The organism is Rhizobium sp. 05N430 (assembly GCF_056396985.1).
Genome location: NZ_JBFTMO010000018.1, coordinates 20,615 through 44,430 on the forward strand (window position 1 = coordinate 20,615; position 23,816 = coordinate 44,430).

General features: G+C 61.7%; 28 protein-coding genes. 12 read left to right on the forward strand and 16 right to left on the reverse strand.

Annotated features, from left to right (window positions below):
- Nucleotides 1-2: 2 nt before the first annotated feature.
- The 5 genes from ruvB to ruvC all read right to left on the reverse strand — a co-directional run bounded on the left by ruvB (nt 3) and on the right by ruvC (nt 2,980).
- On the reverse strand, nt 3-1,043 hold the full coding sequence (gene ruvB, locus AC1DJO_RS25725) for a Holliday junction branch migration DNA helicase RuvB (protein WP_112385455.1): 1,041 nt from the start codon (nt 1,041-1,043) through the stop codon (nt 3-5).
- A 76-nt stretch (nt 1,044-1,119) separates the two neighbouring features.
- Entirely contained in the window at nt 1,120-1,734 is a 615-nt protein-coding gene (gene ruvA, locus AC1DJO_RS25730; RefSeq protein ID WP_477973601.1) for a Holliday junction branch migration protein RuvA, read from the reverse strand.
- A 10-nt stretch (nt 1,735-1,744) separates the two neighbouring features.
- Nucleotides 1,745-2,158 carry a type II toxin-antitoxin system VapC family toxin gene (locus AC1DJO_RS25735; RefSeq protein WP_477973603.1) on the reverse strand — a complete coding sequence of 138 codons (414 nt, stop codon included), beginning with the start codon at nt 2,156-2,158 and terminating at the stop codon, nt 1,745-1,747.
- Nucleotide 2,159: 1 nt separating this feature from the next.
- A complete protein-coding gene (locus AC1DJO_RS25740) occupies nt 2,160-2,411 on the reverse strand; it encodes an AbrB/MazE/SpoVT family DNA-binding domain-containing protein (protein WP_477973605.1) in 252 nt (83 codons plus the stop codon).
- Between the two features lie 56 nt (nt 2,412-2,467).
- Nucleotides 2,468-2,980, reverse strand: a complete 513-nt coding sequence (gene ruvC, locus AC1DJO_RS25745; RefSeq protein ID WP_477973607.1) for a crossover junction endodeoxyribonuclease RuvC — start codon at nt 2,978-2,980, stop codon at nt 2,468-2,470.
- A 231-nt stretch (nt 2,981-3,211) separates the two neighbouring features.
- On the opposite strand from ruvC, the gene AC1DJO_RS25750 reads away from it, so the two are divergent.
- Complete coding sequence (locus AC1DJO_RS25750) at nt 3,212-5,527, forward strand: methyl-accepting chemotaxis protein (RefSeq protein WP_477973609.1); 2,316 nt, start codon at nt 3,212-3,214, stop codon at nt 5,525-5,527.
- A 67-nt stretch (nt 5,528-5,594) separates the two neighbouring features.
- Here AC1DJO_RS25750 and AC1DJO_RS25755 read toward each other — a convergent pair whose 3' ends face one another.
- A complete protein-coding gene (locus tag AC1DJO_RS25755) occupies nt 5,595-5,762 on the reverse strand; it encodes a hypothetical protein (protein WP_477940574.1) in 168 nt (55 codons plus the stop codon).
- Nucleotides 5,763-6,121: 359 nt separating this feature from the next.
- Here AC1DJO_RS25755 and AC1DJO_RS25760 point away from each other — a divergent pair, with 359 nt between their 5' ends.
- Complete coding sequence (locus tag AC1DJO_RS25760; RefSeq protein ID WP_477973611.1) at nt 6,122-7,123, forward strand: LLM class flavin-dependent oxidoreductase; 1,002 nt, start codon at nt 6,122-6,124, stop codon at nt 7,121-7,123.
- Here AC1DJO_RS25760 and AC1DJO_RS25765 read toward each other — a convergent pair.
- The 5 genes from AC1DJO_RS25765 to AC1DJO_RS25785 all read right to left on the reverse strand — a co-directional run bounded on the left by AC1DJO_RS25765 (nt 7,120) and on the right by AC1DJO_RS25785 (nt 10,297).
- On the reverse strand, nt 7,120-7,677 hold the full coding sequence (locus tag AC1DJO_RS25765; RefSeq protein WP_477973613.1) for an SH3 domain-containing protein: 558 nt from the start codon (nt 7,675-7,677) through the stop codon (nt 7,120-7,122). The two genes, AC1DJO_RS25760 and AC1DJO_RS25765, sit on opposite strands and share 4 nt — an antisense overlap.
- Nucleotide 7,678: 1 nt before the next feature.
- Nucleotides 7,679-8,167, reverse strand: a complete 489-nt coding sequence (locus AC1DJO_RS25770) for an invasion associated locus B family protein (RefSeq protein WP_477973615.1) — start codon at nt 8,165-8,167, stop codon at nt 7,679-7,681.
- 152 nt (nt 8,168-8,319) lie between these two features.
- A complete protein-coding gene (locus AC1DJO_RS25775; RefSeq protein WP_477973617.1) occupies nt 8,320-8,754 on the reverse strand; it encodes a DoxX family protein in 435 nt (144 codons plus the stop codon).
- Between the two features lie 62 nt (nt 8,755-8,816).
- Nucleotides 8,817-9,302, reverse strand: coding sequence for a tetratricopeptide repeat protein (locus AC1DJO_RS25780; RefSeq protein WP_477973619.1), 486 nt, complete (start codon nt 9,300-9,302; stop codon nt 8,817-8,819).
- A 20-nt stretch (nt 9,303-9,322) separates the two neighbouring features.
- Nucleotides 9,323-10,297, reverse strand: a complete 975-nt coding sequence (locus AC1DJO_RS25785) for an MBL fold metallo-hydrolase (protein WP_477973621.1) — start codon at nt 10,295-10,297, stop codon at nt 9,323-9,325.
- 292 nt (nt 10,298-10,589) lie between these two features.
- Here AC1DJO_RS25785 and AC1DJO_RS25790 point away from each other — a divergent pair, with 292 nt between their 5' ends.
- Both AC1DJO_RS25790 and AC1DJO_RS25795 read left to right on the forward strand, forming a co-directional pair.
- A complete protein-coding gene (locus tag AC1DJO_RS25790) occupies nt 10,590-11,333 on the forward strand; it encodes a sigma-70 family RNA polymerase sigma factor (RefSeq protein ID WP_477973623.1) in 744 nt (247 codons plus the stop codon).
- Entirely contained in the window at nt 11,330-12,133 is an 804-nt protein-coding gene (locus AC1DJO_RS25795) for an anti-sigma factor family protein (protein WP_477973625.1), read from the forward strand. Before AC1DJO_RS25790 ends, AC1DJO_RS25795 begins: the two co-directional genes overlap by 4 nt.
- A 57-nt stretch (nt 12,134-12,190) precedes the next feature.
- Here the strand turns inward: AC1DJO_RS25795 and AC1DJO_RS25800 are convergent, their stop codons facing one another.
- Entirely contained in the window at nt 12,191-12,937 is a 747-nt protein-coding gene (locus tag AC1DJO_RS25800; RefSeq protein ID WP_310297382.1) for a YebC/PmpR family DNA-binding transcriptional regulator, read from the reverse strand.
- A gap of 174 nt (nt 12,938-13,111) precedes the next feature.
- Here AC1DJO_RS25800 and AC1DJO_RS25805 point away from each other — a divergent pair, with 174 nt between their 5' ends.
- Nucleotides 13,112-13,615, forward strand: a complete 504-nt coding sequence (locus AC1DJO_RS25805) for a pyridoxamine 5'-phosphate oxidase family protein (protein WP_112385703.1) — start codon at nt 13,112-13,114, stop codon at nt 13,613-13,615.
- 191 nt (nt 13,616-13,806) lie between these two features.
- Here the strand turns inward: AC1DJO_RS25805 and AC1DJO_RS25810 are convergent, their stop codons facing one another.
- The 4 genes from AC1DJO_RS25810 to AC1DJO_RS25825 all read right to left on the reverse strand — a co-directional run bounded on the left by AC1DJO_RS25810 (nt 13,807) and on the right by AC1DJO_RS25825 (nt 17,163).
- Nucleotides 13,807-14,652 (reverse strand): MBL fold metallo-hydrolase, encoded by an 846-nt coding sequence (locus AC1DJO_RS25810; RefSeq protein WP_477973627.1) that lies wholly within the window; start codon nt 14,650-14,652, stop codon nt 13,807-13,809.
- Nucleotides 14,653-14,969: 317 nt separating this feature from the next.
- On the reverse strand, nt 14,970-15,794 hold the full coding sequence (locus tag AC1DJO_RS25815; RefSeq protein ID WP_310297390.1) for a TIGR00282 family metallophosphoesterase: 825 nt from the start codon (nt 15,792-15,794) through the stop codon (nt 14,970-14,972).
- A gap of 3 nt (nt 15,795-15,797) precedes the next feature.
- Nucleotides 15,798-16,391, reverse strand: a complete 594-nt coding sequence (locus AC1DJO_RS25820; protein ID WP_477973629.1) for a 5-formyltetrahydrofolate cyclo-ligase — start codon at nt 16,389-16,391, stop codon at nt 15,798-15,800.
- 67 nt (nt 16,392-16,458) lie between these two features.
- Nucleotides 16,459-17,163, reverse strand: coding sequence for a hypothetical protein (locus tag AC1DJO_RS25825; protein WP_477973631.1), 705 nt, complete (start codon nt 17,161-17,163; stop codon nt 16,459-16,461).
- Between the two features lie 230 nt (nt 17,164-17,393).
- On the opposite strand from AC1DJO_RS25825, the gene ybgC reads away from it, so the two are divergent.
- The 7 genes from ybgC to ybgF all read left to right on the forward strand — a co-directional run bounded on the left by ybgC (nt 17,394) and on the right by ybgF (nt 23,807).
- Nucleotides 17,394-17,849 (forward strand): tol-pal system-associated acyl-CoA thioesterase, encoded by a 456-nt coding sequence (gene ybgC / locus AC1DJO_RS25830; protein ID WP_112385435.1) that lies wholly within the window; start codon nt 17,394-17,396, stop codon nt 17,847-17,849.
- Between the two features lie 395 nt (nt 17,850-18,244).
- The gene (tolQ, locus tag AC1DJO_RS25835; RefSeq protein WP_112385434.1) at nt 18,245-18,964 is read left to right on the forward strand and encodes a protein TolQ; all 720 of its coding nucleotides are present in this window, start codon (nt 18,245-18,247) and stop codon (nt 18,962-18,964) included.
- Between the two features lie 21 nt (nt 18,965-18,985).
- The gene (tolR, locus tag AC1DJO_RS25840) at nt 18,986-19,441 is read left to right on the forward strand and encodes a protein TolR (RefSeq protein ID WP_112385433.1); all 456 of its coding nucleotides are present in this window, start codon (nt 18,986-18,988) and stop codon (nt 19,439-19,441) included.
- 8 nt (nt 19,442-19,449) lie between these two features.
- Nucleotides 19,450-20,586, forward strand: a complete 1,137-nt coding sequence (locus AC1DJO_RS25845; protein WP_112541090.1) for a hypothetical protein — start codon at nt 19,450-19,452, stop codon at nt 20,584-20,586.
- 21 nt (nt 20,587-20,607) lie between these two features.
- Nucleotides 20,608-21,918, forward strand: coding sequence for a Tol-Pal system beta propeller repeat protein TolB (gene tolB / locus AC1DJO_RS25850; RefSeq protein WP_112541091.1), 1,311 nt, complete (start codon nt 20,608-20,610; stop codon nt 21,916-21,918).
- Nucleotides 21,919-22,075: 157 nt separating this feature from the next.
- Nucleotides 22,076-22,606 (forward strand): peptidoglycan-associated lipoprotein Pal, encoded by a 531-nt coding sequence (gene pal, locus AC1DJO_RS25855; RefSeq protein ID WP_477973634.1) that lies wholly within the window; start codon nt 22,076-22,078, stop codon nt 22,604-22,606.
- Nucleotides 22,607-22,769: 163 nt separating this feature from the next.
- Nucleotides 22,770-23,807 carry a tol-pal system protein YbgF gene (gene ybgF / locus AC1DJO_RS25860; RefSeq protein WP_477973636.1) on the forward strand — a complete coding sequence of 346 codons (1,038 nt, stop codon included), beginning with the start codon at nt 22,770-22,772 and terminating at the stop codon, nt 23,805-23,807.
- Nucleotides 23,808-23,816 lie beyond the last annotated feature (9 nt).

Below are 23,816 nucleotides of genomic sequence, written 5' to 3' on the forward strand. Positions count from 1 at the left end.
GCTCAGTCGTCTTGCTGGAAGAGCCGGAACTGTGCGGCTTCCAGGTCCTTCGGCGGCTGCATGCCGAGGTGCTTCCAGGCGGTTGCGGTAAGTACACGGCCGCGCGGCGTGCGCTGGATGAAACCCTGCTGGATCATGTAGGGCTCGATGATGTCCTCGATCGCATCGCGCGGCTCGGAAAGGCCGGCGGCGATGGTTTCGATACCGACTGGGCCGCCGCCGAAGTTGACGGCGATCATGTTGAGGTAGCGCTTGTCGAGCTGGTCGAGGCCCATATTGTCGACGAGCAGCCGGGTCAGCGCCTCGTCTGCGATCTCGCGGGTGACGGCCTCGGCCCTGGCGACTTCGGCAAAATCACGGACGCGACGCAGCAGCCGCCCGGCGATGCGCGGCGTGCCGCGGGCGCGGCGGGCGATTTCCTTGGCACCCTCGTCGGTCATCGGCAGGTTCATCAGCCGCGCGCCGCGGCGGACGATCAGCTCCAGTTCCTCGACGGTGTAGAAGGAGAGACGCACCGGAATGCCGAAGCGATCGCGCAACGGCGTGGTCAGCAGGCCAAGGCGGGTTGTGGCGGCGACCAGCGTGAATTTCGACAGGTCGATCTTCACCGAGCGTGCGGCCGGGCCTTCGCCGATGATCAGGTCGAGCTGGAAGTCTTCCATCGCCGGATAGAGGATTTCTTCGACGGCCGGGCTCAGGCGGTGGATTTCGTCGATGAAGAGCACGTCACGCTCTTCGAGATTGGTGAGCAGCGCCGCAAGGTCGCCGGCCTTGGCGATAACAGGACCAGATGTGGAGCGGAAGTTGACGCCGAGTTCCTTCGCCATGATCTGCGCCAGCGTCGTCTTGCCGAGACCGGGCGGGCCGACGAACAGCACGTGATCCAGCGCCTCGCCACGATTCTTGGCGGCCTCGATGAAGATTTTCAGGTTTGCGCGTGCTTCCGCCTGGCCGGTGAACTCATCCAGCGACTGTGGACGCAGCGTCGCGTCAAAATCTTCGCCCTTCTTTTCCGGCGATATCAGGCGGGCGGGGTCGCTCATGTCAGCATTCTTCCAATTCGGTACTCACTCAATCCATACAGAACACGGCGCGGTTTTGCATCAAACCCATACGGAATTATCGCGCCAGTTCCTTCAGCCCCAGCCGGATCAGCTTGGCGCTATCGGCACCTTCGCCGGCGGTCTTCATGGCGGCGGCGACGGCATTCGCCGCTTGATCACGCGAATAGCCGAGATTGGTCAGCGCCGAGACCGCGTCGGCAACCGGGGCCGAAGCCACGCCTTCGCCGAGTTCCTGCTTGAGGCCGATATTCATCGCCTCGCCGGCGTAGGCGGGCGCCTTGTTCTTCAGTTCGGTGACGATACGGACCGCGACCTTCGGCCCAACCCCTTGAGCGCGTGAGACGGCGGTCTTGTCCTGGAGGGCAATGGCATTGGCGAGTTCCGGCGGCGTCAGCGTCGAGAGCACGGCGAGCGCCACCTTGGCACCGACGCCCTGAACGCTCTGCAGCAGGTTGAACCACTCGCGCTCAAGCACGCTCATGAAGCCGAAGAGCTTCAGCTGGTCTTCGCGGACATAGGTCTCGATGAAGAGGACGCAGGCCTCTCCGACGGAACCGAGCTTCGACAGGGTGCGACCCGAGCAATGGGCGATGTAACAGACACCATGCACATCGACGAGCACATAGTCTTCGCCGATTTCTTCGATGGTGCCTTTGAGCTTGCCGATCATGATATGTCCGTCAGGGGTGGGTTTCGGGAGTGATGAGGTCGAGCGACGGGAAGTAAGCGTGGTAGCCCTTCACATCGCGTGTCAGCAGTGAATAGCCGCGTATGGCGGCATGCGCGCCGATCAGAAAATCCGGCAGCACACGTTCGCGCTGGCCGCCGGCCTTGCGATAGATGCGAAATGCGGCTGCGGCCGCAAAAGCCGCTGGCCAGGGGAGATTTTCCCTGCGGAAGGCATCTTCCGGCAGTGCGTTATCGACTTCATCGATATCGCGGTAGCGTACCGAAAACTCGGCATAAATGATCGGGTTGATGAGCACCGGCCCCTGATCGAACGCTTCGATCGTTCGTTGCCGTGACCAGCCATGCCAGTTCGATGACGGGATGGCGAGATCGACCAGCACGTTGGTGTCAATCAAGGTCGCCATGTCAACGGTCACGTGTCATGGACATGAGCGCGTCGGCATCGATCGCCTGATCGCCGGTCCCTTCAAGCTTGGAGATCGCCCTGAGGACTTGATCAAGACGGTTTCGATCTTCGATGGCGCGACGACCAGTCTTCGGGGAGACAACCAGCTTGCCGCCTTCCATGGAGAACACGACTTCGCTGTTTGGCTCTATGCCGGCCAGCTCGCGGAGATCGCGGGGAATCGTGACCTGACCTTTCGAGGTAACGCGCATGACTTGCTCCTTCAAAGTAAGAATAATCCTTACCTATAGAACAAGTCAAGAACAAACTATCCGGCCAAGGCTGCCAGGCGCATGCGGTTGCTGCCACGATTGTGGGCATGGCAAATGGCAATCGCCAGCGCATCGGCCGCGTCGTCGCCCTTGAATTCCACCTTCGGCATCAGGATCTTCAGCATCATGTGGATCTGCTTCTTTTCCCCATGGCCAACGCCGATGACGGCTTTCTTGACGGCGTTCGGCGCATATTCGGAAACCTGTAGCCCGGCACGCGCCGGCACCAGCATGGCGATGCCGCGGGCTTGGCCGAGCTTCAGTGTCGCGACCGCGTCCTTGTTGACGAAGGTCTGTTCGACGGCGGCTTCATCGGGTGTGTAGCTGTGGACGATCTTGGCAAGCCCGTCATGCAGCTGGCAGAGGCGGGAGGCCAAGTCCATGTCGCCGTCCGACGTGACGGTGCCGGAGGCTACGAAGCGCAGCGAATTGCCCAGCGTGTCGATGACGCCCCATCCCGTGCGGCGCAGGCCGGGATCGATGCCGATGATGCGAATCGTGTTTTGCATGGCTCACCATATTGCAGTTGCAAAATAACTGCCATCGATATGTGAACAAAACAAAAACATCCCTTGTTTTTGTGTCGCGCCGTTTACTGCGAATTAAATCAGTTGTCTGAAATCTAATCCATCAAATGTGAGAGGGGCTCCTTTTTCGGAAGGTTAAGGCCCCCAGTGTTCTGTTTTCGGTCAAGCCAGCTGCGAAAAGCCAGGCAAGCCGCTCCGGAAGGGTTCTAGTTTATGGCTCAGAGATTTCAGTCTCTATCGTTTAAAGTGATTGCTACTTTCATTCTGCTCACGGCACTTGCCGTCAGCACCATCAGCGTGCTCGGCTATTTCGCCAGCAGCCGCATTTCCGACGAGCAGGCGCTGAAGGCGAAGGAGAGCGTGCTCATCTTCCGCGGCGACATGCTGCAGGATCAGCTGGAGCAGCTTGAAAACCAGGCGAACTCGATCGCGCGTATCGAAGCGCTGCAGATGTCGATCACCAGCCTGAAGAGCGGCTGGAAGACCATCGAGAAGTCCTCGGGCGATGCCCGCGCGGAACTGAAGAAGGTCTTCATCACCAACAATCCGAACCCGGCCGACCAGCGCGAAAAGCTGATGAAGCCGGAGGGGCCGAGCGGCTTCTACTACTCGAACCATGAGAAGACGCAGGGCGAAGTCGCCCGCGACCTCGAAAACACGGCCTTCAGCGATCTGCTGATTGCCGACATGGATGGTTCTGTCCTCTATTCCTACAAGAAGGACGACAATTTCGCCGAAAACCTGAAGGCCGATGCCTGGAAGGCGACCGGTGCCGGTCTCGCCTATGCGAAGGCTGTCGAGAACACCGCAAAGGCGACCGACGATTCCGCGCCGACAGGCTTCTCGGGTCTGCGCGTCGACGCGGGCAAGTCGGGGATCTTCTATGCCGTTCCGATCGTCAAGCTGGGCCTCGCGAAGGGCATCATCCTCTTCAAGGTTCGCGATGACATCGTCACCGGCATCCTGTCGAAAGGCATTGTCTCCGGCAGCACGGCGCAGGCGGCGATCATTTCCAGCGATGGTTCGGCTGTCGGCCTTGCCGACGGCAAGCTGGCGACGCTCGATACTGCGGCCTTTACCTTCATCCCGGACGCGCTTGCCAACAACCAGGGCATGACGGTCGATGATTTCGACCGCGCCGATGGCTCGGCCCGCGCCTATGTTCGCGGGATCGACTATCACGGCGACCGCTTCCTGGTGGTCGAGAGCGTCCGTCTCAGCGAGCTCAATGCCGGCTCGATCGAGATCGCCACGCTGCTGACGATGATCGGCCTCGGTGCACTCGTCGTTATGGCGATTGCTACCGGCCTGATCACCAAGCTCCTGTTCTCGCCGCTCGCCCGTCTTGCCGGCAACACCCGCGACGTGGCCGACGGCAAGCTCGATACCGAGATCGGCAGCCAGAACCGCCACGACGAAATCGGCACGATGGCAAAGGCGCTGGCGCGCTTCAAGCAGTCGCTGCTCGAAAGCCGCGAGCTCGAAGCCGCAAGTGCCGAGACCCGTACCCGCGCCGAGCGCGATCGCCAGGAAAACATGGCGCTGCGCGAAGCCGAGGCGAAGAGCCTGCAGGATGTCGTGCAGGCGCTGGACGAGGGCCTGCATCATCTGGCTAGCGGCAATCTCGCTTATCAGATCGAGACGCGCTTCCCGACCGAACTTGAGGGCCTGCGCGTCAACTTCAACGAGGCGCTGGCAACGCTCAGCGAAACGATGACGGCGATCGGCGGAAATTCGATGGCAGTTCGTTCAGGCTCGGAAGAGATGCGCAACGGCGCCGATGATCTGGCCGGCCGCACTGAGCGGCAGGCCGCCTCGATCACCGAGACCGCCAATGCGATCGATGCCATCACCCAGTCGGTTCGCATCCAGATCGAGCGCGCCGAGCAGGCCGAGCGGATCGCCCGTGACGCCAAGAAGGAAACGGCCGGTTCGAGCGATATCATGCGCGAGACCATCGCGGCGATGGAGGCGATCCAGTCGTCTTCGCGCCAGATCAACTCGATCATTTCGGTCATCGACGAAATCGCCTTCCAGACGAACCTGCTGGCGCTGAATGCCGGTGTCGAGGCAGCGCGTGCCGGTGAATCCGGCAAGGGCTTTGCCGTTGTCGCCATGGAAGTGCGTGAACTGGCACAGCGCTCCTCGAGCGCCGCCAAGGAAATCGCCAGCCTGCTGCAGAAGTCGACACATGAGGTCGAAAGTGGCGTATCGCTGGTCGAGAGGGCAGGGGTTGCGCTGACCGGTATCGGCAGCCGCGTCGAGGCGATCAACGGCCAGATCCACGAGATCATGGAATCGACCCGTGAAGAGGCCGATACGCTGCGCCAGATCAACAGCGCGGTCTCCGAACTGGATTCGATGACGCAGCAGAATGCGGCGATGGTCGAGGAAAGCACGGCGGCGATCCACCGTCTCGCCAGCGAGGCTCTGGAGATGGATCGCCAGCTCGGTAACTTCACGCTGCCGCAGGGCTATCATCACCAGAACGCGGAAGTGCATGTGCTCCGGCACCGCCGCGCTTCGTAACACCCTCAAAGTGTCAGGCGACTCCAGCCATCAGTTGGATCTGGAGTCGCTTGAAACAGCGGCCTCATCAGAGGCTCAGGTCCAGGCCGAGCTTCCTGCTCAGCAAGAAGGCGGCAAGCCCCACGCCAAGTACTGCCAGCGCGAAGACTGCAGCCATCATGCCGCCTGATCGCAGTAGCGCTCGCCTGTCGCTTTTCTCCGCACGGTCATAATGCCACTTGATGGCGAAGAACATGGCTATTCCCAAGGCAAGAACCTTGAATGTAACGAAGACTACAGGGACCCAATCCATCTCAAACACTCTCGTATGCATAAGCTGCGCTTCTTATGATCCCATCGCAGACAAGCGCCTACTTCCGATTATGCAACGCAGATATGTAATAGTAGGTGGTGGTTATTTAGCCTGTACTGCTGGCTCAGGAATGACCGTCTAGGGCCTGCGATAACAACGACATGCGGAATGCCGGAATTTGGCTTCCACATCTGAGTTGGTGGCAGGCGGCCGATCGGCCCTTTTTCTTTTCTCAGGGTTTGGATGCGGCGCCGTTACCACCTACATAGCCGGTAGCCCCATTATACCGACGGCAGGTTCTCATGATCCCCTTTTCCATCCTCGATCTTTCGCCCGTTCCCGAAGGGACGACCGTCAGCCAATCTCTTGCGGGTTCCGCCCGGATGGCGCAGAAGGCGGAAGAGTATGGTTACAAGCGCTTCTGGCTTGCCGAGCATCACGGCATGCCGGGCATTGCCAGTGCGGCGACTGCCGTCGTCATCGGTCATGTTGGTGCTGCGACGAAGCGGATCCGCATCGGCTCGGGCGGCATCATGCTGCCGAACCATTCGCCGCTTGTGATCGCCGAGCAGTTCGGCACGCTGGCGGCGCTCTTTCCCGGCCGCGTCGATCTCGGTCTCGGCCGTGCGCCGGGTACGGATATGCGCACCGCCCAGGCGCTGCGCCGCAATCTCGATGCCGGCGCCCAGAGCTTTCCGCATGATGTCGTCGAACTGCAGCAGCTGCTCGGAGAGCCTGTCGAGAACCAGGCGATCCTCGCGGTGCCCGGCAACCGGACGCACGTGCCGGTCTGGCTGCTTGGCTCCAGCCTCTACAGCGCCCAGCTCGCTGCCATGCTTGGTCTGCCCTATGCCTTCGCCTCGCATTTCGCACCGGATTCGCTGCTCGATGCGATCGATATCTACCGTAGCAAGTTCCAGCCATCCGCGGTCCTCGACCAGCCATATGTGATGGCCGGTGTGATGGGCTCCGTCGCGCCGACCGATGAAGAGGCCGAGTATCACTTCACTTCGGCGCAGCAGCAGTTCGTCAATCTCCGGCGCAATGTTCGTGGCCAGTTCCCGAAGCCGGTGAAAGATATGGAGAGCTTCTGGTCGCCGATGGAAAAGCTCAATGTCGAGCATACGCTGCGCTATGCCGTCGTCGGCTCGCCGCAGACGGCTGAAGCCAAGCTTAAGGAATTTCTGAAAGAGACGGAGGCCGACGAGCTGATCATCTCCATGCCGATCCACGATATCGAGGCGCGGCTGAAGTCGGTCGAGCTCTTTGCGGGCCTCGGCAGCTTTATGAGCGCCGCCGCCTAATCGGCGATGGCTTCGCCGGGATAGACGCCCCAGAGGGCCGATTGCTCGACGAAGCCGGTGAGATTCTGGTGTGGCAGGCCGATGCTGCACCACGCTCCGTCGCAGCGTCCGACATGGACGAGGACGCGGGCCATCAATGCCGCCGAGATAGCCGCACTTTCCCGGGCTCCGGTGTGAAGTGCGGCGGGCTCTCTCAGCCAGGGGCCGATCACCGCGGTCCGGCGCGATGAGAGCAGGGCGCGATGCATCCAGCCTGTGATGCCATCGCTGTCGCGCACCTGACGCCAATTGTCGTATTCGGCGGTGATCTCCAACGGCAGGCCTGATTTCACGTAGATCCACTTGGTCCCGTAATCCAGCGACGGCCCGATGCGCATGCGCGCGTTGGCCGATTTGAGCGAGACGAAGCGGGGAACCGGCAGACCGGTTTCCCGGCCCTTTGGTGTGCCCATCTCAACCGGGACTGCCGATGCCTGGCTGGCTAGGCAGGCGGCAAACAGGCTGCAGAGGGCAAGCAGCCCCATCGTCCGGCGCAGAAGAGAAAGACGGCGCATGTCAGCTACAGCTGGCCACCTGTTTCAAGGCGGCGGTGATGCCATCGAGCGAATAGGTGTAGCTGGTGTCCGTCCCACGGCTGGAGGTCGCCTCGATCACCATCTCGCTGCCGCCGCGCATGGCGCGGATCATTTCCGGTTCACGCTCCTCATGCTGCATCCAGGCGGCGTTCTCGCGGGTGAACATCCAGAATGTCTGGTCGCCAATGCGCACCTTCACGCGCGATCCCTGCTTCAACTCGTAGCCCATCCGTGCCTGCGGCTCGTATTTCGCCGAGGCGCCGGGGCCGACCATGAAGAAATTCTTGCCGTGATCGACACTGGTCGGCGTCTGGCCGGTCGGCACGGTCAGCAGATAGCAGACCGTCTGGCCACCGGCCTTGTAGGAATAGACGCCCCAATCGTTGAAGCGCTTGACCATTGTGGGCTGCGCTTGTGCGGAGAAGGCGCAAAGCAGCGAAATGGAGAGAGTGAGAGCAAGTTTCTTCATGGCATTTTCCCCGCCGATGGTGTGAGAGACGCTGGCCTGAGACAGACCGGCTGGAGGCAGGGACATTGAACGGTTGCAGCGTTACCGCTTTCTTAAAATCAGGCTGCGGCTCACGGAGCTGTGAACCGCTTTGATCCAGATCCTCGCGGAGGTCAGAAGAAGACAGCCATCGGCACCGGGACGATGCGCTTCAGGACTGCATCGACAGACAGCGATCCGGCGCCCGAGATCGCCAGCACAAACATGCCACCGGCGATCGCAAAGTCCTTCTCGAAATGCAGCAGTTCGTTCTGGCTGGTGAAATCGGTGTGGAAGAGCAGGGCCGTCATCAGGCAGAAGATGCCGAGCGCAACAGCACCCAGCCGTGTGGCCATGCCTGCCGCGACCGAGAAGCCGGCCGCAAGCTGCAGCAGGATGACGCCGATAGCGACCGGTAGTTCGAGACCGAGCCTTTCGAAGGCCGCTGCCGTGGCGTTGAAGTTCAGCGCCAGCGTTGCGCCTTCATGCAGGAAGATGGCCGAGAGCAGCAGACGTCCGGCGAGAAGTGCTGCATTGCTGCCGGCGGATCGGATAGGGGAATGTTCCATGATCATCTCCAATGGGTGAGCAGGGCGAGCGGCATCTGCCGCCCGCCCCGGGGCAATCACCGTCAGTTGCCGCCCCGTGCGGCGATCGCCTCTTGTAGGTCTTCCAGCTCCTCGCAGCCTGCGGGGCACAGCTGCTTCAGCGAAGCGAGCTGCTCGTTCGCCTTGTCGGGCTTGCCGGTCTGCAGATAGAGCTCGCCAAGATATTCGTGCGCTGCCTTGTGATCGGGCTGCAATTCGAGAGCCTTGGTGTAGTAGGTCAGCGACGTGTCGTAGTCGCCGGTCATGCGCAGCGTGTAGCCGAGCAGGTTGTAGACATCGGCCTGCTGGTTATCCTCGGCGAGGCCGCGCAATTCCTCGAGTGCGCCCTGATAGTCCTTGGCAGCGATCTTGGCGCGGACGGAAGTGAGGTCCGGACCGTCGCCGGTTTCCATGTTGTCGACGGCAAAGGCGGGCATCGCCGTCAATGCCGAGATGGTCGAGCCGCCTGCCGACAACGCGCAGAAGCTGATGACGCCGAGAACGGCGTAGCGGGTGAATGATCTTTTCATGACGATAGTCTCCTCAGGCGTCAGGCCTGGCTGGTAGGCGTGAAGGCATAGGCATTTCCGTCCTTGACGAAGCTGCCGGAGCCGGGGAAGGGGAAGTGCGAGCCGCAGATGGCGATCTTGTCCGATATGACGCGATCGATCAGTTTGCGGCGGCTGGTGATGGCAAGCGGCCCGTCCTGATCGTAGCTGCCCTGCCATTCCGGATGCGGCGCCAGCAGCGCCGGGACGTACATGATGTCGGCCGAAACCAGCAGCTGGCTTTTTCCGGAGTTGACCAGATAGGTCGAATGACCCGGCGTATGGCCTGGCGCCGAAATCAGCTCGATGCCGGGCGCCACTTGCGCACCGTCCTCCACCAACTTCCAGTTCTTCCATTTCGGGAAGACTTCGGCGATGCGCTTTCCGGCAGGCTTGCGCCCCTCCGGGAGTTTCGAGAGGCGGCCGGGATCGGTCCACCAGTTATATTCGGCCGAATGAACGATGAGCTCGGCATTCGGGAAGACAGGCGCATTGGTGCCCTTTTCCATCAGGCCCCAGACGTGGTCAGGGTGGAAATGCGAGATCATGACCGTGTCGATCTTGCGGTAGTCGATGCCGGCGGCTGCCATGTTGCCGGGAAGGTTGGTTGCATTGGCCTGCCACTGGCCGACGCCGGAGCCGGCATCCATCATGATCAGCCGTCCGCCGACCTTCAGGACGACCACCGTCAGCGGGATCGGCATGAAATCGGTCGGCAGATGCGCCTTGGCGAGCGCATTCTTGGTCTCGTCGACCGTGGCATTCTTGATGAAGGCGGGATCGTGCGGCTTACGCCAGATGCCGTCATAGATGGCCGTCACTTCGATATCGCCGACATTGTAGCGGTAGAAGCCGGTTGCCGGTTCGTCCGGCGATGCGGCGAAGGCCGGGGGCACGAATTCGAGCTTCGATGCGAGGCCGAATGCGGCTGCCGCGGCGGCCGAACCAAGCAGTGTACGGCGTGACATTTCAAACATTGGGGTGCCTCCTCTGGCTTGTCCTGTGTCTCAGCGGAGACGGGATGGGTTCGACGCCGCCGCTGAAGAACTAGACCGGAGAGGCCTGCTGCTTATTCCGAGCCTGGCGTAATTTTCCATGCAAGTCATTGAGAATGAATGGATAATTTTTTCACCCCGGCAAAGCGGTAAAAAAATCTCAGTTGGCAGGGAATAAAACCGGGTGCTTGGCGATCTAGGCAATAAAGGGTCGCATTGCGCTGAGGGCGGCCCGAGGACTAGAGTCGGCTGCGCCGCAGCCGCAGAGGGTGTGATGACCGAAGCCTGTCTTGCTATCCCCACATCGTTCGACGATCAGGTGGCCGCGGCTCTGCTGCGCTGGCGCCGCCGCTCGCGATCGTTTTCTCAGCTCGCAAGCTGTTTTCTCGCCGAGGCAGCGTCGGTCCTCGTCGGCTATATGGAAATGGCACAGGCGAGGGGCGGGCGGCAGACCGCTGCCGCCTCCGCGCAGCCCGATCACACATTGCGTTTCCAGCAGAACATCCTTCCGCACATGGATGCAGCCTACAACTTCGCGCGCTTTCTCAGCCGCGATCAGGATGCGGCGCAGGATATCGTCCAGGACGCCTTCCTGCGCGCCTATCGCAGTTTCGAGACCTATCGCGGCGGCGATTCACGGGCGTGGATTTTTGCCATCGTCCGCAACTGCCATCTCGCCTGGCAGCAGCAGGGACGGCGGAAGGCACGTTTCGAAACGCCGCTGGATGCCGATGCCGGAAGCGACAGCCCGGCCCATGAGATCGCATCGGATGACGAGACGGCGGAGACCGCGATGATCCGCGAGAGCGAGACGTCGCGCGTGCGCCATGTCATCGGCCTGCTTCCGGAGGCGATGCGGGAAATTCTGGTGCTGCGCGAACTCGAGGAGCTTTCCTACAAACAGATCGCCGAGGTCATCGATGTGCCTATAGGTACCGTGATGTCGCGCATCGCCCGGGCGCGGCGCGAATTCGGCGAGGCCTGGGATGCGTTTGAGAATGGCGGGGTGCGGGCATGACCGAGGCGCCGAAGCAGGGCTGCGACCAGTGGGGCCCGGTGGTGCATGCCTTCATCGATGGCGAGCTGGATCTGGTGCGCGCGGCCGAGCTGGAAAGTCATCTGGCGGGGTGCCCGGATTGCCGGGCGGAGATCGAAAGGGTGCGCGGGGTGCGGCAACGGATCGGACAGGACGGCGTGCGCTTCAAGCTTCCGGACGAGGTCCGGTCGCAGGTTCTTTCCGCGCTGTCGCACGAGCAGGCCATCTCCTCATCCGCTCTTCAGCCGCGCCAGAAGCCTGCTTCGCCGTGGGAGCGGTTCTTCCGTTTCGTTCGCGACTGGAGCTTCGTGCCGTCACTGGCGGCGCTGGCGGCGAGCGCAATGCTCTTCATCAATGCACCGGCGCCGGATCTCGGCATTGAGGACCAGCTGCTGGCGAGCCACGTTCATTCAATGCTCGCCGATCACCTCGTCGATGTGCAGACCTCGAACCAGCATACGGTAAAGCCCTGGTTCAACGGCCGCATCGATTTCTCGCCGCCCGTCAACGATCTCGCCAAGGATGGTTTCCCGCTGGTCGGCGGCCGGGTCGATTATATCGGCGGCCGGGTGGTGGCAGCGCTCGTCTACCGGCGCAACGGCCATGTCATCAACCTGTTCATCTGGCCGCAGGCGAAAGGCGGGCAGGCGACGCGCGAGCATGAGGGGTACAACATGACGGACTGGTCGTCCGATGGACTTGTCTTCTGGGCGGTCTCCGATGTCAGCGCCGGCGATCTTGCCGCCTTCCGCGACAGCTTCATCCGGGCGGCGGCCCCCTGATCCAACGAAAAAGGCGGGCATCAAGCCCGCCTTTGAAAACAGTTCCGGAAGAGGCGATCAGGCCGAAAGCTTGGCCATTACTTCTTCGGAGACTTCGAAGTTCGAATAGACGTTCTGGACGTCGTCATCGTCTTCGAGGTTGTCGATCATCTTCAGCAGCGACTGAGCCTTTTCCTCGTCCACCGGCACGTTGTTCTGGGCGCGCCAGACGGCCTTGACGGTTTCGGCTTCGCCGAGCGTCGCTTCGAGCGCCTTGGCGACTTCGCCGAGCGATTCAAAAGCGCAGGTGATGTAGTGGCCGTCTTCGTCGGTCTCGACATCGTCGGCACCGGCTTCGATGGCGGCTTCCATCATTTTGTCGGCATCGCCGGCTGCGAGCTTGTAGGTGATTTCGCCGACGTGGTCGAAGGAGAAGGAGACCGAACCGGTTTCGCCGAGTGCACCGCCGGCCTTGGTGAAGATCGAGCGCACATTCGAGGCGGTACGGTTGCGGTTGTCGGTCAGCGCCTCGACGATGACGGCGGTGCCGCCCGGGCCATAGCCTTCGTAGCGGATCTGCTCGTAGTTTTCGCCGTCGCTGCCTGCCGCCTTCTTGATGGCGCGGTCGATATTGTCCTTCGGCATGGACTGGGCCTTGGCGTTCTGGATGGCCAGGCGCAGGCTCGCATTCATCGACGGGTCGGGCAGACCGGCCTTGGCGGCGACAGTGATTTCGCGCGCGAGCTTGGAGAACATTTTCGATCGCACGGCGTCCTGACGGCCCTTGCGATGCATGATGTTTTTAAACTGTGAATGGCCAGCCATGGCACCCCTGTTCACGTCTCATTATTCGGAATGGGCCGCCTTATAAGAGCGAAACGGGCCGTATTCAAGCGGAAAGCACCTTTTCACGCAGGCGGTTGGCTTGTGCAGCGCGGGGGAACAAAGGCGGCAGACCTGACGTTTTGAACCGGAAACTGAAAACGGAAGGGAATGGCCATGGCAAGCTTCAGCGAAGCCCGCGAACATCCGGCGCAGCAGCTCTGGGATCAGGTGAACGGCATTCATGCCGGCATGCTCGGTGTCGATGGCGCAGACATGCATATGCAGCCCATGGCGCCGCATGCCGATCCGAAGACCAACACCATCTGGTTCTACACCAAATCGGACGCGGATATCGTTCGTGCCGTGAAACCGGGAACACGCGCGCATTTCTGCGTGGTCGGCAAGGATCACGACTATCACGCCTGCCTGGCAGGCAAGATCGAACTGAAAGCCGATCCGTCGAAGATCGAGGAATACTGGAACTCCGTCGTTGCCGCCTGGTACGAGAACGGCAAGAAGGACCCGAAGCTGACGATGCTCGCCATGCATGTGGACGATGCCGAAATCTGGGTCTCGACCGGCAGCAAGCTCAAATTCGGCTGGGAGATCGCCAAGGCCAATCTCGATGACGACAAGATGCCGGATGTGGGGATAAAGCGGCATCTGCAGTTTGCTTGAACAAATTCCCGTTTTATCGCGAGGCCCCCCTCATCCGGCCCGTTGGGCCACCTTCTCCCCGCTGGGGAGAAGGGACGCCGGAGCCGCAGCGTCCACTTCCCCCTCTCCCCTCGGGGGTCCGAAGGACGGGTCGAGACCGTTGGCTCGGCCCCGGTGGGTAGGGTGAGGGGGCTACGGGCGCCAAGCACGCTCTACTGCACGTCCCTCATCACATAAATCTGCGGCTTCCTTGGCAGCGTCCGCAGCGACACCGTCAACGTGTTGTTCTGCGCCATCTGAATATCGAATTCCTTGCCGATCATCGACAGGAAGCGCTCGACCGGCGGCCCACGGCGGTGCATCGGCAGGACGATCGAGGCGCGCAGGCGCTTGATCACCCGGCTCATGCTGTCCGGTCCCATGGTCAGCCCGCCATCGACGGGCACCATCACCACGTCGAGACGGCCGATCTCGGTGTAATGCGCATCCGTCAGCTCGTAATGCAGATGGCCGAGATGGCCGATGCAGAGACCGGCGATCTCGAAGATGAAGATCGAATTGCCGTCCTGCTGTGATCCGCCGAGGCCGTAGCTGAAGCGGATGTCGGTCGTGACGTTGCGGATATAGGCGTCGCCGACGACGAGATCGACCTTGGCCTTTTCATCGGGGATATCGCTCCAGCCGTGCAGCACATGCTGGATCGCCGGATCCGGCGTCAGCGTGTAATGCGTCTGGTGCGCCTTGTTCATGGTGACGACATCGGGGGTCACCGAGGGCTGGTAGATGCCGTTATAGTCGGTGGCGATGACGATGCCGCCGGGCGTGTCGATCTCGAAGGTGGAGTGGCCGAGAAAGGTGAAGGTGACGTCCTCGCCTTCGGAGACGGCTGGAATCACGGGTGCGGTGGTCGAGAAGCTGGCGAACTGCGCCTTCGGAATGCGTTGGGCAATCGCCTGGCACTGGCTGACGTTCCTGCGCTGCTCCTGGGCGCTCGGGGCCTGCGGCAGGGCGAAGGTGGCAAGGCATGCGATAGCGAGGATAAGCAATTGCGGCTTCATGCCACCCCTCCGGCGCTTTCACGAAGCCGGGAGGATGCGGCAAGGCGCCGCAGGGGTCCAGATGCGGGGTGCTCACAAATGCGTGTTGGGGGTTGTCTGCATTTGCGTCGGTGGGTGCCGGCCCCCCCCCTCTGCCCTGCCGGGCATCTCCCCCACAGGTGGGGAGATTACAAGTGCCGAGCTCCCCATTGCCTAGCGAACGTTGCGGCTCGTGGAACGGCGATTTGGAGTGACCGGGCGCGCCCAGCCAATCTCCCCACCCGTGGGGGAGATGCCCGGCAGGGCAGAGGGGGGCTGCCACCCGCGAACGTCAAATGTTACCGCCAGAACTCCGGGATAGTCTCCGCCAGTCTCGGCCCCAGCCGCAGTGGCGCAATCTTCTCGGCCAGTCCCGTCGCATCCGAAATCTCGACGCCGACGCCGCAGATCGTCGCAGGCCCGGTCGCCGCCTCCATCCGCCCCTTCGGCATCTTGGAGATGAACCGGTTGAGCGGCTCCTCCTTGTCCATGCCGAGCGAGGAGTCGTAGTCGCCGCACATCCCGGCGTCAGACATATAGGCGGTGCCGCCGTTCAGGATCTGGTGGTCGGCGGTCGGCACATGCGTATGCGTGCCGACGACAAAGCTGGCGCGGCCATCGACGAAATGGCCGAAGCATTGCTTCTCGCTGGTCGCCTCGGCATGGAAGTCGAAGATGATGGCGTCGGCCTGTTCCTTCAGAGGCGCAGCGGCGAGGATCGCCTCGGCCGACTTGAAGGGGTCGTCCAGCTCGGGATGCATGAAGACGCGGCCCATGATGTTGGCGACCAGAACGCGCGCGCCGTTGCGGGCATAGAACAGGCCGGAGCCGCGGCCGGGCGTGCCCTGCGGATAATTGGCCGGGCGCAGGAACTGGTCGTGGCGGCCGGCGAAAGCGACGGCGTCCTTCTGGTCCCAGACGTGATTGCCTGTCGTCACGACATCAGCGCCGGCATTGATCGTCTCGAGGAAGATGTCTTCGGTGATGCCGAAGCCGCCGGCAGCGTTTTCGCCGTTGACGATGACGAAATCGAGTTTCAGGTCCGAAACGAGCCCCGGCAGGCGGTCCCAAACCGCCGTCCGTCCCGTCTTGCCGACCATGTCACCCAGAAAAAGCAGTCGCATTCACTATCCAATCCAAGAGGCAAAAAAGCGAAGGCCGCTTTCTGTCAGGATGGCATCCAGGCTTATGTCATGCGGCTCGTCAGGCACATGTGCCACTTCCTGGCAGTCGAATGCAATGCCGATCAGCCGAGGCCTGTGGCCTTTTTGCCGCAAAAGGCTAATGGCGCGGTCATAATAGCCGGCGCCATAGCCGATCCGGTGGCCACGCGCATCGAAGGCCGAGAGCGGTACGAGCATGATATCGGGGTCTAGAACCGGCGCGTCCGGGCCGGGGCCGGAGGTGCCGAAGCCGGTCGCGATCAATGGCGCATCGCGCAGCAGTTCGCGGAAGACAATCGTCTGCTTGTCGAGAATGGCGGGCACGCAAAGGCGGGCGCCGCGGGTCTGAAACCTTGCCATCAGTGGCCGCAGATCGGCCTCCGAGCGGATCGGCAGGAAGCCTGAAATGACGGCGCCGGGATCGAAGGCGACGGCGTCGCCTGCGTGGGCGGCCATGGCAAGGGCCATGTCGATGCGCGCTTCTGGGGCGATCGCATCGCGAAGGGCGAGCCGTTCGGTTCGCAGATCCGCCTTGAGTTGCTTGAAATCGGTCAGCATGCCGCAAACCATAAACCGCTGACGGGCCAATGCAATGCGTGAAAGCGGCGTTCGCTTTGCCGATCGGCTAGATGACGATGCTCGAGGGAATGCCCGACGAACCGGTTGGAAGCGGCATGGCCTGCGTGTAGTCGCCGCCGGTCTTACCGTTTCTCACTTCATCCATCGCCTTTTCGAGAATCTGACGGACCTCGCGCAGAAGCGACTGCAGCTTTTCCAGCGATACGCGGTCTTCGTTCGACACGCCTGATGCCTGTTGCTCGCCATCGGCGGCCGTGTCCTGGTAGGCCTTGCGTGCCTGCGCGGTATCAACAGGCTCGGTTTCTCCGGCGGGCGGATCGGCGGGTGTTTCGCCCGAGGCGGAATCTGCGGAAGCAGAACCGGCCGTTGTTCCGGCGGTGCCCGCTTCGGCGGAAGCAGCTGCAACAGCACCTGGCGTGGCGCCCGCGCCAGCGATGGAAGAGGCAAATTGCGCGGCGGCCGAGGCAATCTTCTGTGACAGCTGTGCGGCGAGCCGCGCCGTGGCTTCGGGCGAGAGCCCGCCGCTCTTCAGCATCTCCACCTGCTGCTGCAGTTCGGCAAGTTTGCGCGCGGCGCGTTCCTTGGCGATATCGGAAGACGATTTCTTGTCCTGCTGCAGGGCAGCGAGGGCCTGATCGGCGCGCTCGGCCAGCCGCACCTGCGGATCGCTGCTCGGTGTTGCGGAGGCCGCAATCGACTGTTGTGGTGTGCTGCGCAGTATGTTCAGCGCATTCGACTGTGCGACCTGCATCATATCCCCCGATATCGTCAGGGATGGTTTCTGCAACTTCAGGCTTGCGCGGGCCTTGGCAGTAAACGCCGGGCGAGCGTCTTTTGTGTCTCGCAACGATGCAGCGCGGCAGGGGGGCGGATGCAGCCCTCTCTGCAATCCTCTCCGCATTGCCTCCGGCTTGCTCATCCACTATCGGGGGGGACGCAGAACGATAACGACCTGGCAGGCATGCCCATCTGGAGACGGCTATGGTGGATGAGAGTTTTTCGATTTCGGGCAAGCTGACGGACGAGGGCCACAAGCTGGTCCAGCGCGTCTATTATGAAGACACCGATTTCTCCGGCCTCGTCTATCACGCCCGCTACCTGCATTTCCTCGAGCGCGGACGCACCGACTACCTGCGTTGCCTCGGTGTCGAACAGCGCGAGCTTATCACCGCCGATGATGAAGGGCTGGTTTTCGTCGTCCACCGCATGGAGATCGACTTCAAGAGCCCGGCGCGGATGGATGATATCCTGACAATCGTGACGCGGACCGAAAAGGCGGGCGGCGCCAAGATGATTCTGTCGCAGGAAATCCGCCGCGGCGAAACGCCGCTGATCGCGGCAAAGGTCATCATCGCTGTCATCAACGCCAAGGGCCGGCCGCGCCGCCTGCCGGAGGGCTTGGCGAAGCAGATGCTGATTGCGGCTGACGCAGGCTAAAAGGAAGCGTTTTATGCTGTAGAACGGCTGTAAACCGGCTCTTGCAAAAACATGAGTTTCATGTGAAGGAATTTCCGCGCTGCAGGAAATGCGCGGTGCTCCGCCGCCGGACCAGCTCAGATCAGTTCTGACCGGCTAGAAAAACCCAGCTGAATTAAAGCTTTCAGTCGCACTCTGACACTAACGATGTGTTAACCATAATGGTGTCTTACTCTGAATGTCAGAGTTTGTGCGGTGCACGCCTTCCTTTGACCAAATTTGACGGCAAGGAAGGCGGAAGAAAAGCTTCAAGCTTGACCAGGGCTTAGGGCGGCGGTCGCCAGACATTTCTTGCGAGATCACTTTTGTGCCGCCCGGTCAAGCACCGGGCGTTTGGATTCGGGGATTTTGGATCAATGGAACAAGCAGGATTGGCAGCAGCAACGGCCGACGTCAGCCTCTGGTCGCTGTTCATGCAGGCAGGCATCGTCGTCAAGCTCGTCATGCTCGGGCTTCTCGCGGCCTCCGTCTGGACGTGGGCGATCGTCATCGACAAGTATCTGGCTTATGGCCGTGCGCGGCGCCAGTTCGACAAGTTCGAACAGGTGTTCTGGTCGGGCCAGTCGCTGGAAGAACTCTACAGGACGCTCTCCGAGCGCAACAACACCGGCCTCGCGGCGATCTTCGTTGCGGCGATGCGCGAATGGAAAAAATCCTTCGAGCGCGGTGCGCGCTCGCCGATCGGTCTGCAGATGCGTATCGACCGTGCCATGGACGTGACGCTGTCGCGTGAATCTGAAACACTTTCGTCCCGCTTGGGCTCGCTCGCGACGATCGGTTCGGCCGGTCCGTTCATCGGTCTCTTCGGTACGGTTGTCGGTATCATGACCTCGTTCCAGGCTATCGCCGGCTCGAAGTCGACCAACCTCGCGGTTGTGGCGCCGGGTATCGCCGAAGCGCTTCTTGCGACGGCTATCGGCCTCGTCGCCGCTATTCCGGCGGTTATCGCCTACAACAAGTTCTCCGCCGATGCCGGCAAGCTTTCGGCTCGCATGGAAGGCTTCGCGGATGAATTCTCCGCCATCCTTTCGCGCCAGATCGATGAAAAGCTGCAGCCGCGTCAGGCCGCGCAGTAACGGAACGGCGGGAGTACGACCATGGGTATGGCTGTTGGAGGCAATTCCGGGAGCGGTGGCGGACGCCGCCGCCGCGGTGGCCGGAACAAGAATGTAATTTCCGAAATCAACGTGACGCCGCTCGTCGACGTCATGCTGGTGTTGCTCATCATCTTCATGGTCGCAGCACCGATGATGACGGTCGGCGTGCCGATCGACCTGCCGGAAACGCAGGCCAAGGCGCTGAATTCCGAGACCCAGCCGATCACGATCTCGGTCAAGAACGACGGCCAGGTGTATCTGCAGGAAACGACGATCCCGGCTGAAGAGATTGCCGCGAAGCTCGAGGCGATTGCGACGACGGGTTACAACGAACGCATCTTCGTGCGCGGCGACGCGACGGCGCCTTACGGCGTGATCGCTGATGTGATGGCGCGCATCCAGGGTGCGGGCTTCAAGAATATCGGCCTCGTCACACAGCAGAAGAAGGACCAGTAGAAAGCAAGATGAAGACCAGCGTCGTCACATCTGCTGTTCTGCATGGACTGGTGCTCGCTGCAGCGCTGGTGACCATCGGCTCGCCCGAGCATTTCAAGGTTGATGATTTCGAAGCGATGCCAGTCGATCTGGTGCCGGTCGAATCGATCACCCAGATGCAGCAGGGCGACAAGAAGGCGCCGATGAAGGAAACGTCGGCACCGAAGCCGACGACGCGGCCGCCGACCCCTGATCAGGGCGAGAATGTCGGCGACAACAAGGTTGATCTCAAGACACCGCCGGTGCCGAACGCCAAGCCGAGCAATACGGATGCGGCGGCTGCCAATTCGAGCGAGAAGCCGGCGCAGAAGATCGATCCTATCCCGAACGAAGTGAAGGAAATCAACAAGGAAGAGACCGAGGTCGAGCAGCCGAAGGAAGTCGCTTCCATTCCGCAGACCAAGCCTGACGTCGCGCCGACCCCGCCGAAGCCGGAGGAAAAGCCGGTCGAGGAAGCAAAGCCCGAAGAAGCGCCGAAGCCCGATGCTGAAGCGCTGCCGGACAAGGTCCCGACCCCGGTTGCCAAGCCACAGGTGAAGCCGCCTGAGGAAAAGCAGGCCGAGAAGCCGCCGGAAAAGCCCCAGGACCAGCCGAAGACGGCTGAAAAGCCGACCGACAAGAAGAAGGACGACCAGAAGCGCGACGTGGCGAAATCCGCATCGTCGATGAAGAGCGACTTCAACGCCGACGATATTTCTGCGCTCCTGAACAAGACCGATCCTTCGGCCGGCGGCACGAAACACTCGACACAGGAAGCCTCGCTTGGCGCCAAGAAGGCGACGCAGGGTGCTTCGAAGCTGTCGATGAGCGAGATGGACGCGCTGAAGAGCGCGATCGCCGGCAACTGGAATGTCATTCCGGGCATGGAAGGCATGGGCGACGTGCGCATCAAGGTGCACATGAAGCTCGACGAAGACGGCAACATCATCGGCCAGCCCGAAGTCGAAGCAACCGGCGGCGACAACGATTCGACCCGCCGCGCGCTTGCCGGCGGTGCCTATCGCGCGATCATGAAGTCCGCGCCGTTCTCCACGCTTCCAAAAGATAAATACGATGCCTGGAACGAAGTTGTCGTGAACTTCGATCCCAGCGATCTAGGGATTTAAATGCTGAAAGGCCTCTGTCATATGAGAAAGTCTTCCCTTCTCCGCGCCTTGATGATGGTGGCGGGTCTCGTCACCGCGGGTGCGTTTACGACGCCTGCGAACGCGCTCGTCGAAATCAACATCAACAAGGGTAACGTCCAGCCGCTGCCGATCGCCGTCACCGACTTCCTGCAGGGCGACATGGGCGCGCAGGTTTCTCAGGTGATCGCCGCCGACCTGCAGCGCTCGGGCCTTTTCGCGCCCGTCAACAAGAATGCCTTCATCGAGAAGATCTCCAACCCCGATGCTGCTCCGCGCTTCGAGGACTGGAAGGTCATCAATGCGCAGGCGCTGGTGACCGGCCGGGTTACGCAGGAGGCCGATGGTCGCCTTCGCGCCGAGTTCCGCCTCTGGGATACGTTCGCCGGCCAGCAGATGACCGGCCAGCAGTTCTACACGCAGCCGGAAAACTGGCGCCGCGTGGCCCACATCATCGCTGACGCGATCTACAAGCAGATCACCGGCGAAGAGGGCTATTTCGACACCCGCGTCGTCTTCGTGTCGGAATCCGGCACCAAGCAGCAGCGCAAGCGCCAGTTGGCGATCATGGACCAGGACGGTTTCAACGTCCGCACCCTGACCGATGGCAGCGACCTGGTTCTGACGCCGCGCTTCTCGCCGAACCGGCAGGAAGTCACCTACATGTCCTTCGCCAACCAGCAGCCGCGCGTCTATCTGCTGCAGCTGGAAACCGGACAGCGCGAAGTGGTCGGCAACTTCCCGGGCATGACCTTCTCGCCGCGCTTCTCGCCTGATGGCCAGAAGGTGGTGATGAGCCTTCAGCAGGAAGGCAACGCCAATATCTACACGATGGATCTGCGTTCGCGCACCACGACGCGCCTGACCTCGACGGCGGCGATCGACACGTCCCCGTCCTATGCGCCGGATGGCGGCCGCATCGTCTTCGAAAGCGACCGCGGCGGCCACCAGCAGATCTACGTGATGAATGCCGATGGCTCCGGCCAGACGCGTATCTCCTTCGGCGACGGCAACTACTCGACGCCGGTCTGGTCTCCGCGTGGCGATCTGATCGCCTTCACCAAGCAGTCGGGCGGCAAGTTCTCGATCGGCGTGATGAAGCCGGATGGCTCCGGCGAGCGTATCCTGACGACGGGCTTCCACAACGAAGGCCCGACCTGGGCGCCGAACGGCCGCGTGCTGATGTTCTTCCGCCAGGCCGCCGGTGCCGGTGGTCCGCAGCTCTACTCGATCGACCTGACGGGCTACAACGAACAGCTCATCAAGACTCCGAACTACGCTTCCGACCCGGCATGGTCGCCGCTGCTGGAGTAGTGGACGGCCTGGAATACGCCTTCATGTCGCCGCAAAGTCCTGAAAATGGGCAATGTAGGGACAAATCAGTAAATCATTAACCATACTTCTTGAGCGCCGATTAACCTCGTACGGTTACAGTCCGGCAACCCTGATGAAGTCGCAAGGAGACCCGGCCATGAGCCGAATTCATACCCCGGCAATGAGCCGCATGCAGAGCCTCGCCCGCAACCCCGTCATGATCGCACTCGTCGCTGGCCTCGCTCTCGCAGGCTGCGCCAACAAGAAGAACATGGCCAACAGCGCTGGCGATCTCGGCCTTGGCGTCGGTGCAGCAACGCCGGGTTCGGCTCAGGACTTCACTGTTAACGTCGGCGACCGCATTTTCTTCGACACCGACTCCACGTCGATCCGCGCAGACGCTGCCCAGACGCTCGACCGTCAGGCACAGTGGCTTGCCCGCTACCCGAACTACGCGATCACCGTCGAAGGCCATGCCGACGAACGCGGCACGCGCGAATACAACCTGGCTCTCGGTGCCCGCCGTGCGGCTGCCACCAAGGACTACCTCGCTTCGCGCGGCGTTCCGGCTCAGCGCCTGAAGACGATCTCCTACGGCAAGGAACGTCCGGTTGCTGTCTGCGACGATATTTCCTGCTGGTCGCAGAACCGCCGCGCCGTGACCGTTCTCGGTGGAGCAGGCATGTAATCTGCGGAAATCGCATTACATTTTGGAAAGGCGGTCCGTTCGCGGGCCGCCTTTTCTTTTTGAACACACTTTGGCCAGACTCCGTTGCTTTTTGAAAGCAATTGGCAAAATCTCCTGTTCGTGCCATCGGGGCGCGAAGAATCACTGGGACAGGACGATACCTATGAAGAAATATGTCGTGGCAGGGGTGCTCTGCCTTGCGGCTGTGACGGGGACCGAGCGAGCGGCGTATTCCGCCTCGTTTCTCGGTCTGAACCTTGGCGGCAAGCCGGTGCAGACGCAGGCGCAGCCTCCCGTCGTCAACGTGCAGAGCAGCGGCACGGAAATGCGCGTCCAGCAGCTGGAAGATCAGCTGCGCCAGCTGAACGGCCGCATCGAAGAGATGAGCTATCAGATCCTGCAGATGCAGGAATCGCTGCGCAAGACGCAGGAGGACAACGAGTTCCGTTTCCAGCAGCTTGAAAAGGGCGGCGGCGGCGCTGGCGGCGGTTCGACCGGCGGCAGCACCAAGGGCACCAAGAAGAGCGAAGCCGACGTTCCCCCCGCATCGACGAACCAGGCGCAAGCCGGTTCTCAAGGGCAGGGCGGCGATGATGTTGCGACCATTATCGAAGCACCGCAGGGAGCCGAAACGGCTCCCTCCAACGACGTGCCGTCGAACAGCGGTCTTGGCCAGCCGCCGCAGCAGCTGGGTTCGATGGACTTCGACCAGAACGGCACTCCGATCGGCGGCACGGTCAATCCGGGCGCCGAGGTCGGCTCCGCGCCGCTTCCGCCTCCGGGCTCCGGCGCCTCGCCGCAGCAGACGGCATCGCTCGGCAGCGAGGCCGACCAGTACAAAGCTGCCTACGGCCATGTTCTCTCTGGCGATTACGGCACGGCGGAGCAGGAATTCACCCAGTACATCGCGCAGTATCCGGGCAGCGCCCGGGCGGCGGATGCAAATTTCTGGCTGGGCGAAGCGCTTTATTCGCAGGGCAAGTTCAATGAAGCGGCCAAGACCTTCCTGAACGCGCATCAGAAATACGGCTCATCTGAGAAGGCGCCGGAAATGCTGCTTAAGCTCGGCATGTCGCTGGCTGCGCTCGACAACACCGATACGGCCTGCGCCACGCTCAAGGAAGTCTCGAAGCGTTATCCGAAGGCATCGCGCGCCGTCATAAGCAAGGTCGCGAGCGAACAGAAGCGTCTCGCCTGCTAAGGGTTTCCG

What these genes read in the sequence shown, in the direction of transcription:
- ruvB (WP_112385455.1), bottom strand. Translation starts at nt 1,043, where the DNA reads ATGAGCGACCCCGCCCGCCTGATATCGCCGGAAAAGAAGGGCGAAGAT.
- ruvA (WP_477973601.1), bottom strand. Translation starts at nt 1,734, where the DNA reads ATGATCGGCAAGCTCAAAGGCACCATCGAAGAAATCGGCGAAGACTAT.
- AC1DJO_RS25735 (WP_477973603.1), bottom strand. Translation starts at nt 2,158, where the DNA reads ATGGCGACCTTGATTGACACCAACGTGCTGGTCGATCTCGCCATCCCG.
- AC1DJO_RS25740 (WP_477973605.1), bottom strand. Translation starts at nt 2,411, where the DNA reads ATGCGCGTTACCTCGAAAGGTCAGGTCACGATTCCCCGCGATCTCCGC.
- ruvC (WP_477973607.1), bottom strand. Translation starts at nt 2,980, where the DNA reads ATGCAAAACACGATTCGCATCATCGGCATCGATCCCGGCCTGCGCCGC.
- AC1DJO_RS25750 (WP_477973609.1), top strand. Translation starts at nt 3,212, where the DNA reads ATGGCTCAGAGATTTCAGTCTCTATCGTTTAAAGTGATTGCTACTTTC.
- AC1DJO_RS25755 (WP_477940574.1), bottom strand. Translation starts at nt 5,762, where the DNA reads ATGTTCTTCGCCATCAAGTGGCATTATGACCGTGCGGAGAAAAGCGAC.
- AC1DJO_RS25760 (WP_477973611.1), top strand. Translation starts at nt 6,122, where the DNA reads ATGATCCCCTTTTCCATCCTCGATCTTTCGCCCGTTCCCGAAGGGACG.
- AC1DJO_RS25765 (WP_477973613.1), bottom strand. Translation starts at nt 7,677, where the DNA reads ATGCGCCGTCTTTCTCTTCTGCGCCGGACGATGGGGCTGCTTGCCCTC.
- AC1DJO_RS25770 (WP_477973615.1), bottom strand. Translation starts at nt 8,167, where the DNA reads ATGAAGAAACTTGCTCTCACTCTCTCCATTTCGCTGCTTTGCGCCTTC.
- AC1DJO_RS25775 (WP_477973617.1), bottom strand. Translation starts at nt 8,754, where the DNA reads ATGGAACATTCCCCTATCCGATCCGCCGGCAGCAATGCAGCACTTCTC.
- AC1DJO_RS25780 (WP_477973619.1), bottom strand. Translation starts at nt 9,302, where the DNA reads ATGAAAAGATCATTCACCCGCTACGCCGTTCTCGGCGTCATCAGCTTC.
- AC1DJO_RS25785 (WP_477973621.1), bottom strand. Translation starts at nt 10,297, where the DNA reads ATGTTTGAAATGTCACGCCGTACACTGCTTGGTTCGGCCGCCGCGGCA.
- AC1DJO_RS25790 (WP_477973623.1), top strand. Translation starts at nt 10,590, where the DNA reads ATGACCGAAGCCTGTCTTGCTATCCCCACATCGTTCGACGATCAGGTG.
- AC1DJO_RS25795 (WP_477973625.1), top strand. Translation starts at nt 11,330, where the DNA reads ATGACCGAGGCGCCGAAGCAGGGCTGCGACCAGTGGGGCCCGGTGGTG.
- AC1DJO_RS25800 (WP_310297382.1), bottom strand. Translation starts at nt 12,937, where the DNA reads ATGGCTGGCCATTCACAGTTTAAAAACATCATGCATCGCAAGGGCCGT.
- AC1DJO_RS25805 (WP_112385703.1), top strand. Translation starts at nt 13,112, where the DNA reads ATGGCAAGCTTCAGCGAAGCCCGCGAACATCCGGCGCAGCAGCTCTGG.
- AC1DJO_RS25810 (WP_477973627.1), bottom strand. Translation starts at nt 14,652, where the DNA reads ATGAAGCCGCAATTGCTTATCCTCGCTATCGCATGCCTTGCCACCTTC.
- AC1DJO_RS25815 (WP_310297390.1), bottom strand. Translation starts at nt 15,794, where the DNA reads ATGCGACTGCTTTTTCTGGGTGACATGGTCGGCAAGACGGGACGGACG.
- AC1DJO_RS25820 (WP_477973629.1), bottom strand. Translation starts at nt 16,391, where the DNA reads ATGCTGACCGATTTCAAGCAACTCAAGGCGGATCTGCGAACCGAACGG.
- AC1DJO_RS25825 (WP_477973631.1), bottom strand. Translation starts at nt 17,163, where the DNA reads ATGCAGGTCGCACAGTCGAATGCGCTGAACATACTGCGCAGCACACCA.
- ybgC (WP_112385435.1), top strand. Translation starts at nt 17,394, where the DNA reads ATGGTGGATGAGAGTTTTTCGATTTCGGGCAAGCTGACGGACGAGGGC.
- tolQ (WP_112385434.1), top strand. Translation starts at nt 18,245, where the DNA reads ATGGAACAAGCAGGATTGGCAGCAGCAACGGCCGACGTCAGCCTCTGG.
- tolR (WP_112385433.1), top strand. Translation starts at nt 18,986, where the DNA reads ATGGGTATGGCTGTTGGAGGCAATTCCGGGAGCGGTGGCGGACGCCGC.
- AC1DJO_RS25845 (WP_112541090.1), top strand. Translation starts at nt 19,450, where the DNA reads ATGAAGACCAGCGTCGTCACATCTGCTGTTCTGCATGGACTGGTGCTC.
- tolB (WP_112541091.1), top strand. Translation starts at nt 20,608, where the DNA reads ATGAGAAAGTCTTCCCTTCTCCGCGCCTTGATGATGGTGGCGGGTCTC.
- pal (WP_477973634.1), top strand. Translation starts at nt 22,076, where the DNA reads ATGAGCCGAATTCATACCCCGGCAATGAGCCGCATGCAGAGCCTCGCC.
- ybgF (WP_477973636.1), top strand. Translation starts at nt 22,770, where the DNA reads ATGAAGAAATATGTCGTGGCAGGGGTGCTCTGCCTTGCGGCTGTGACG.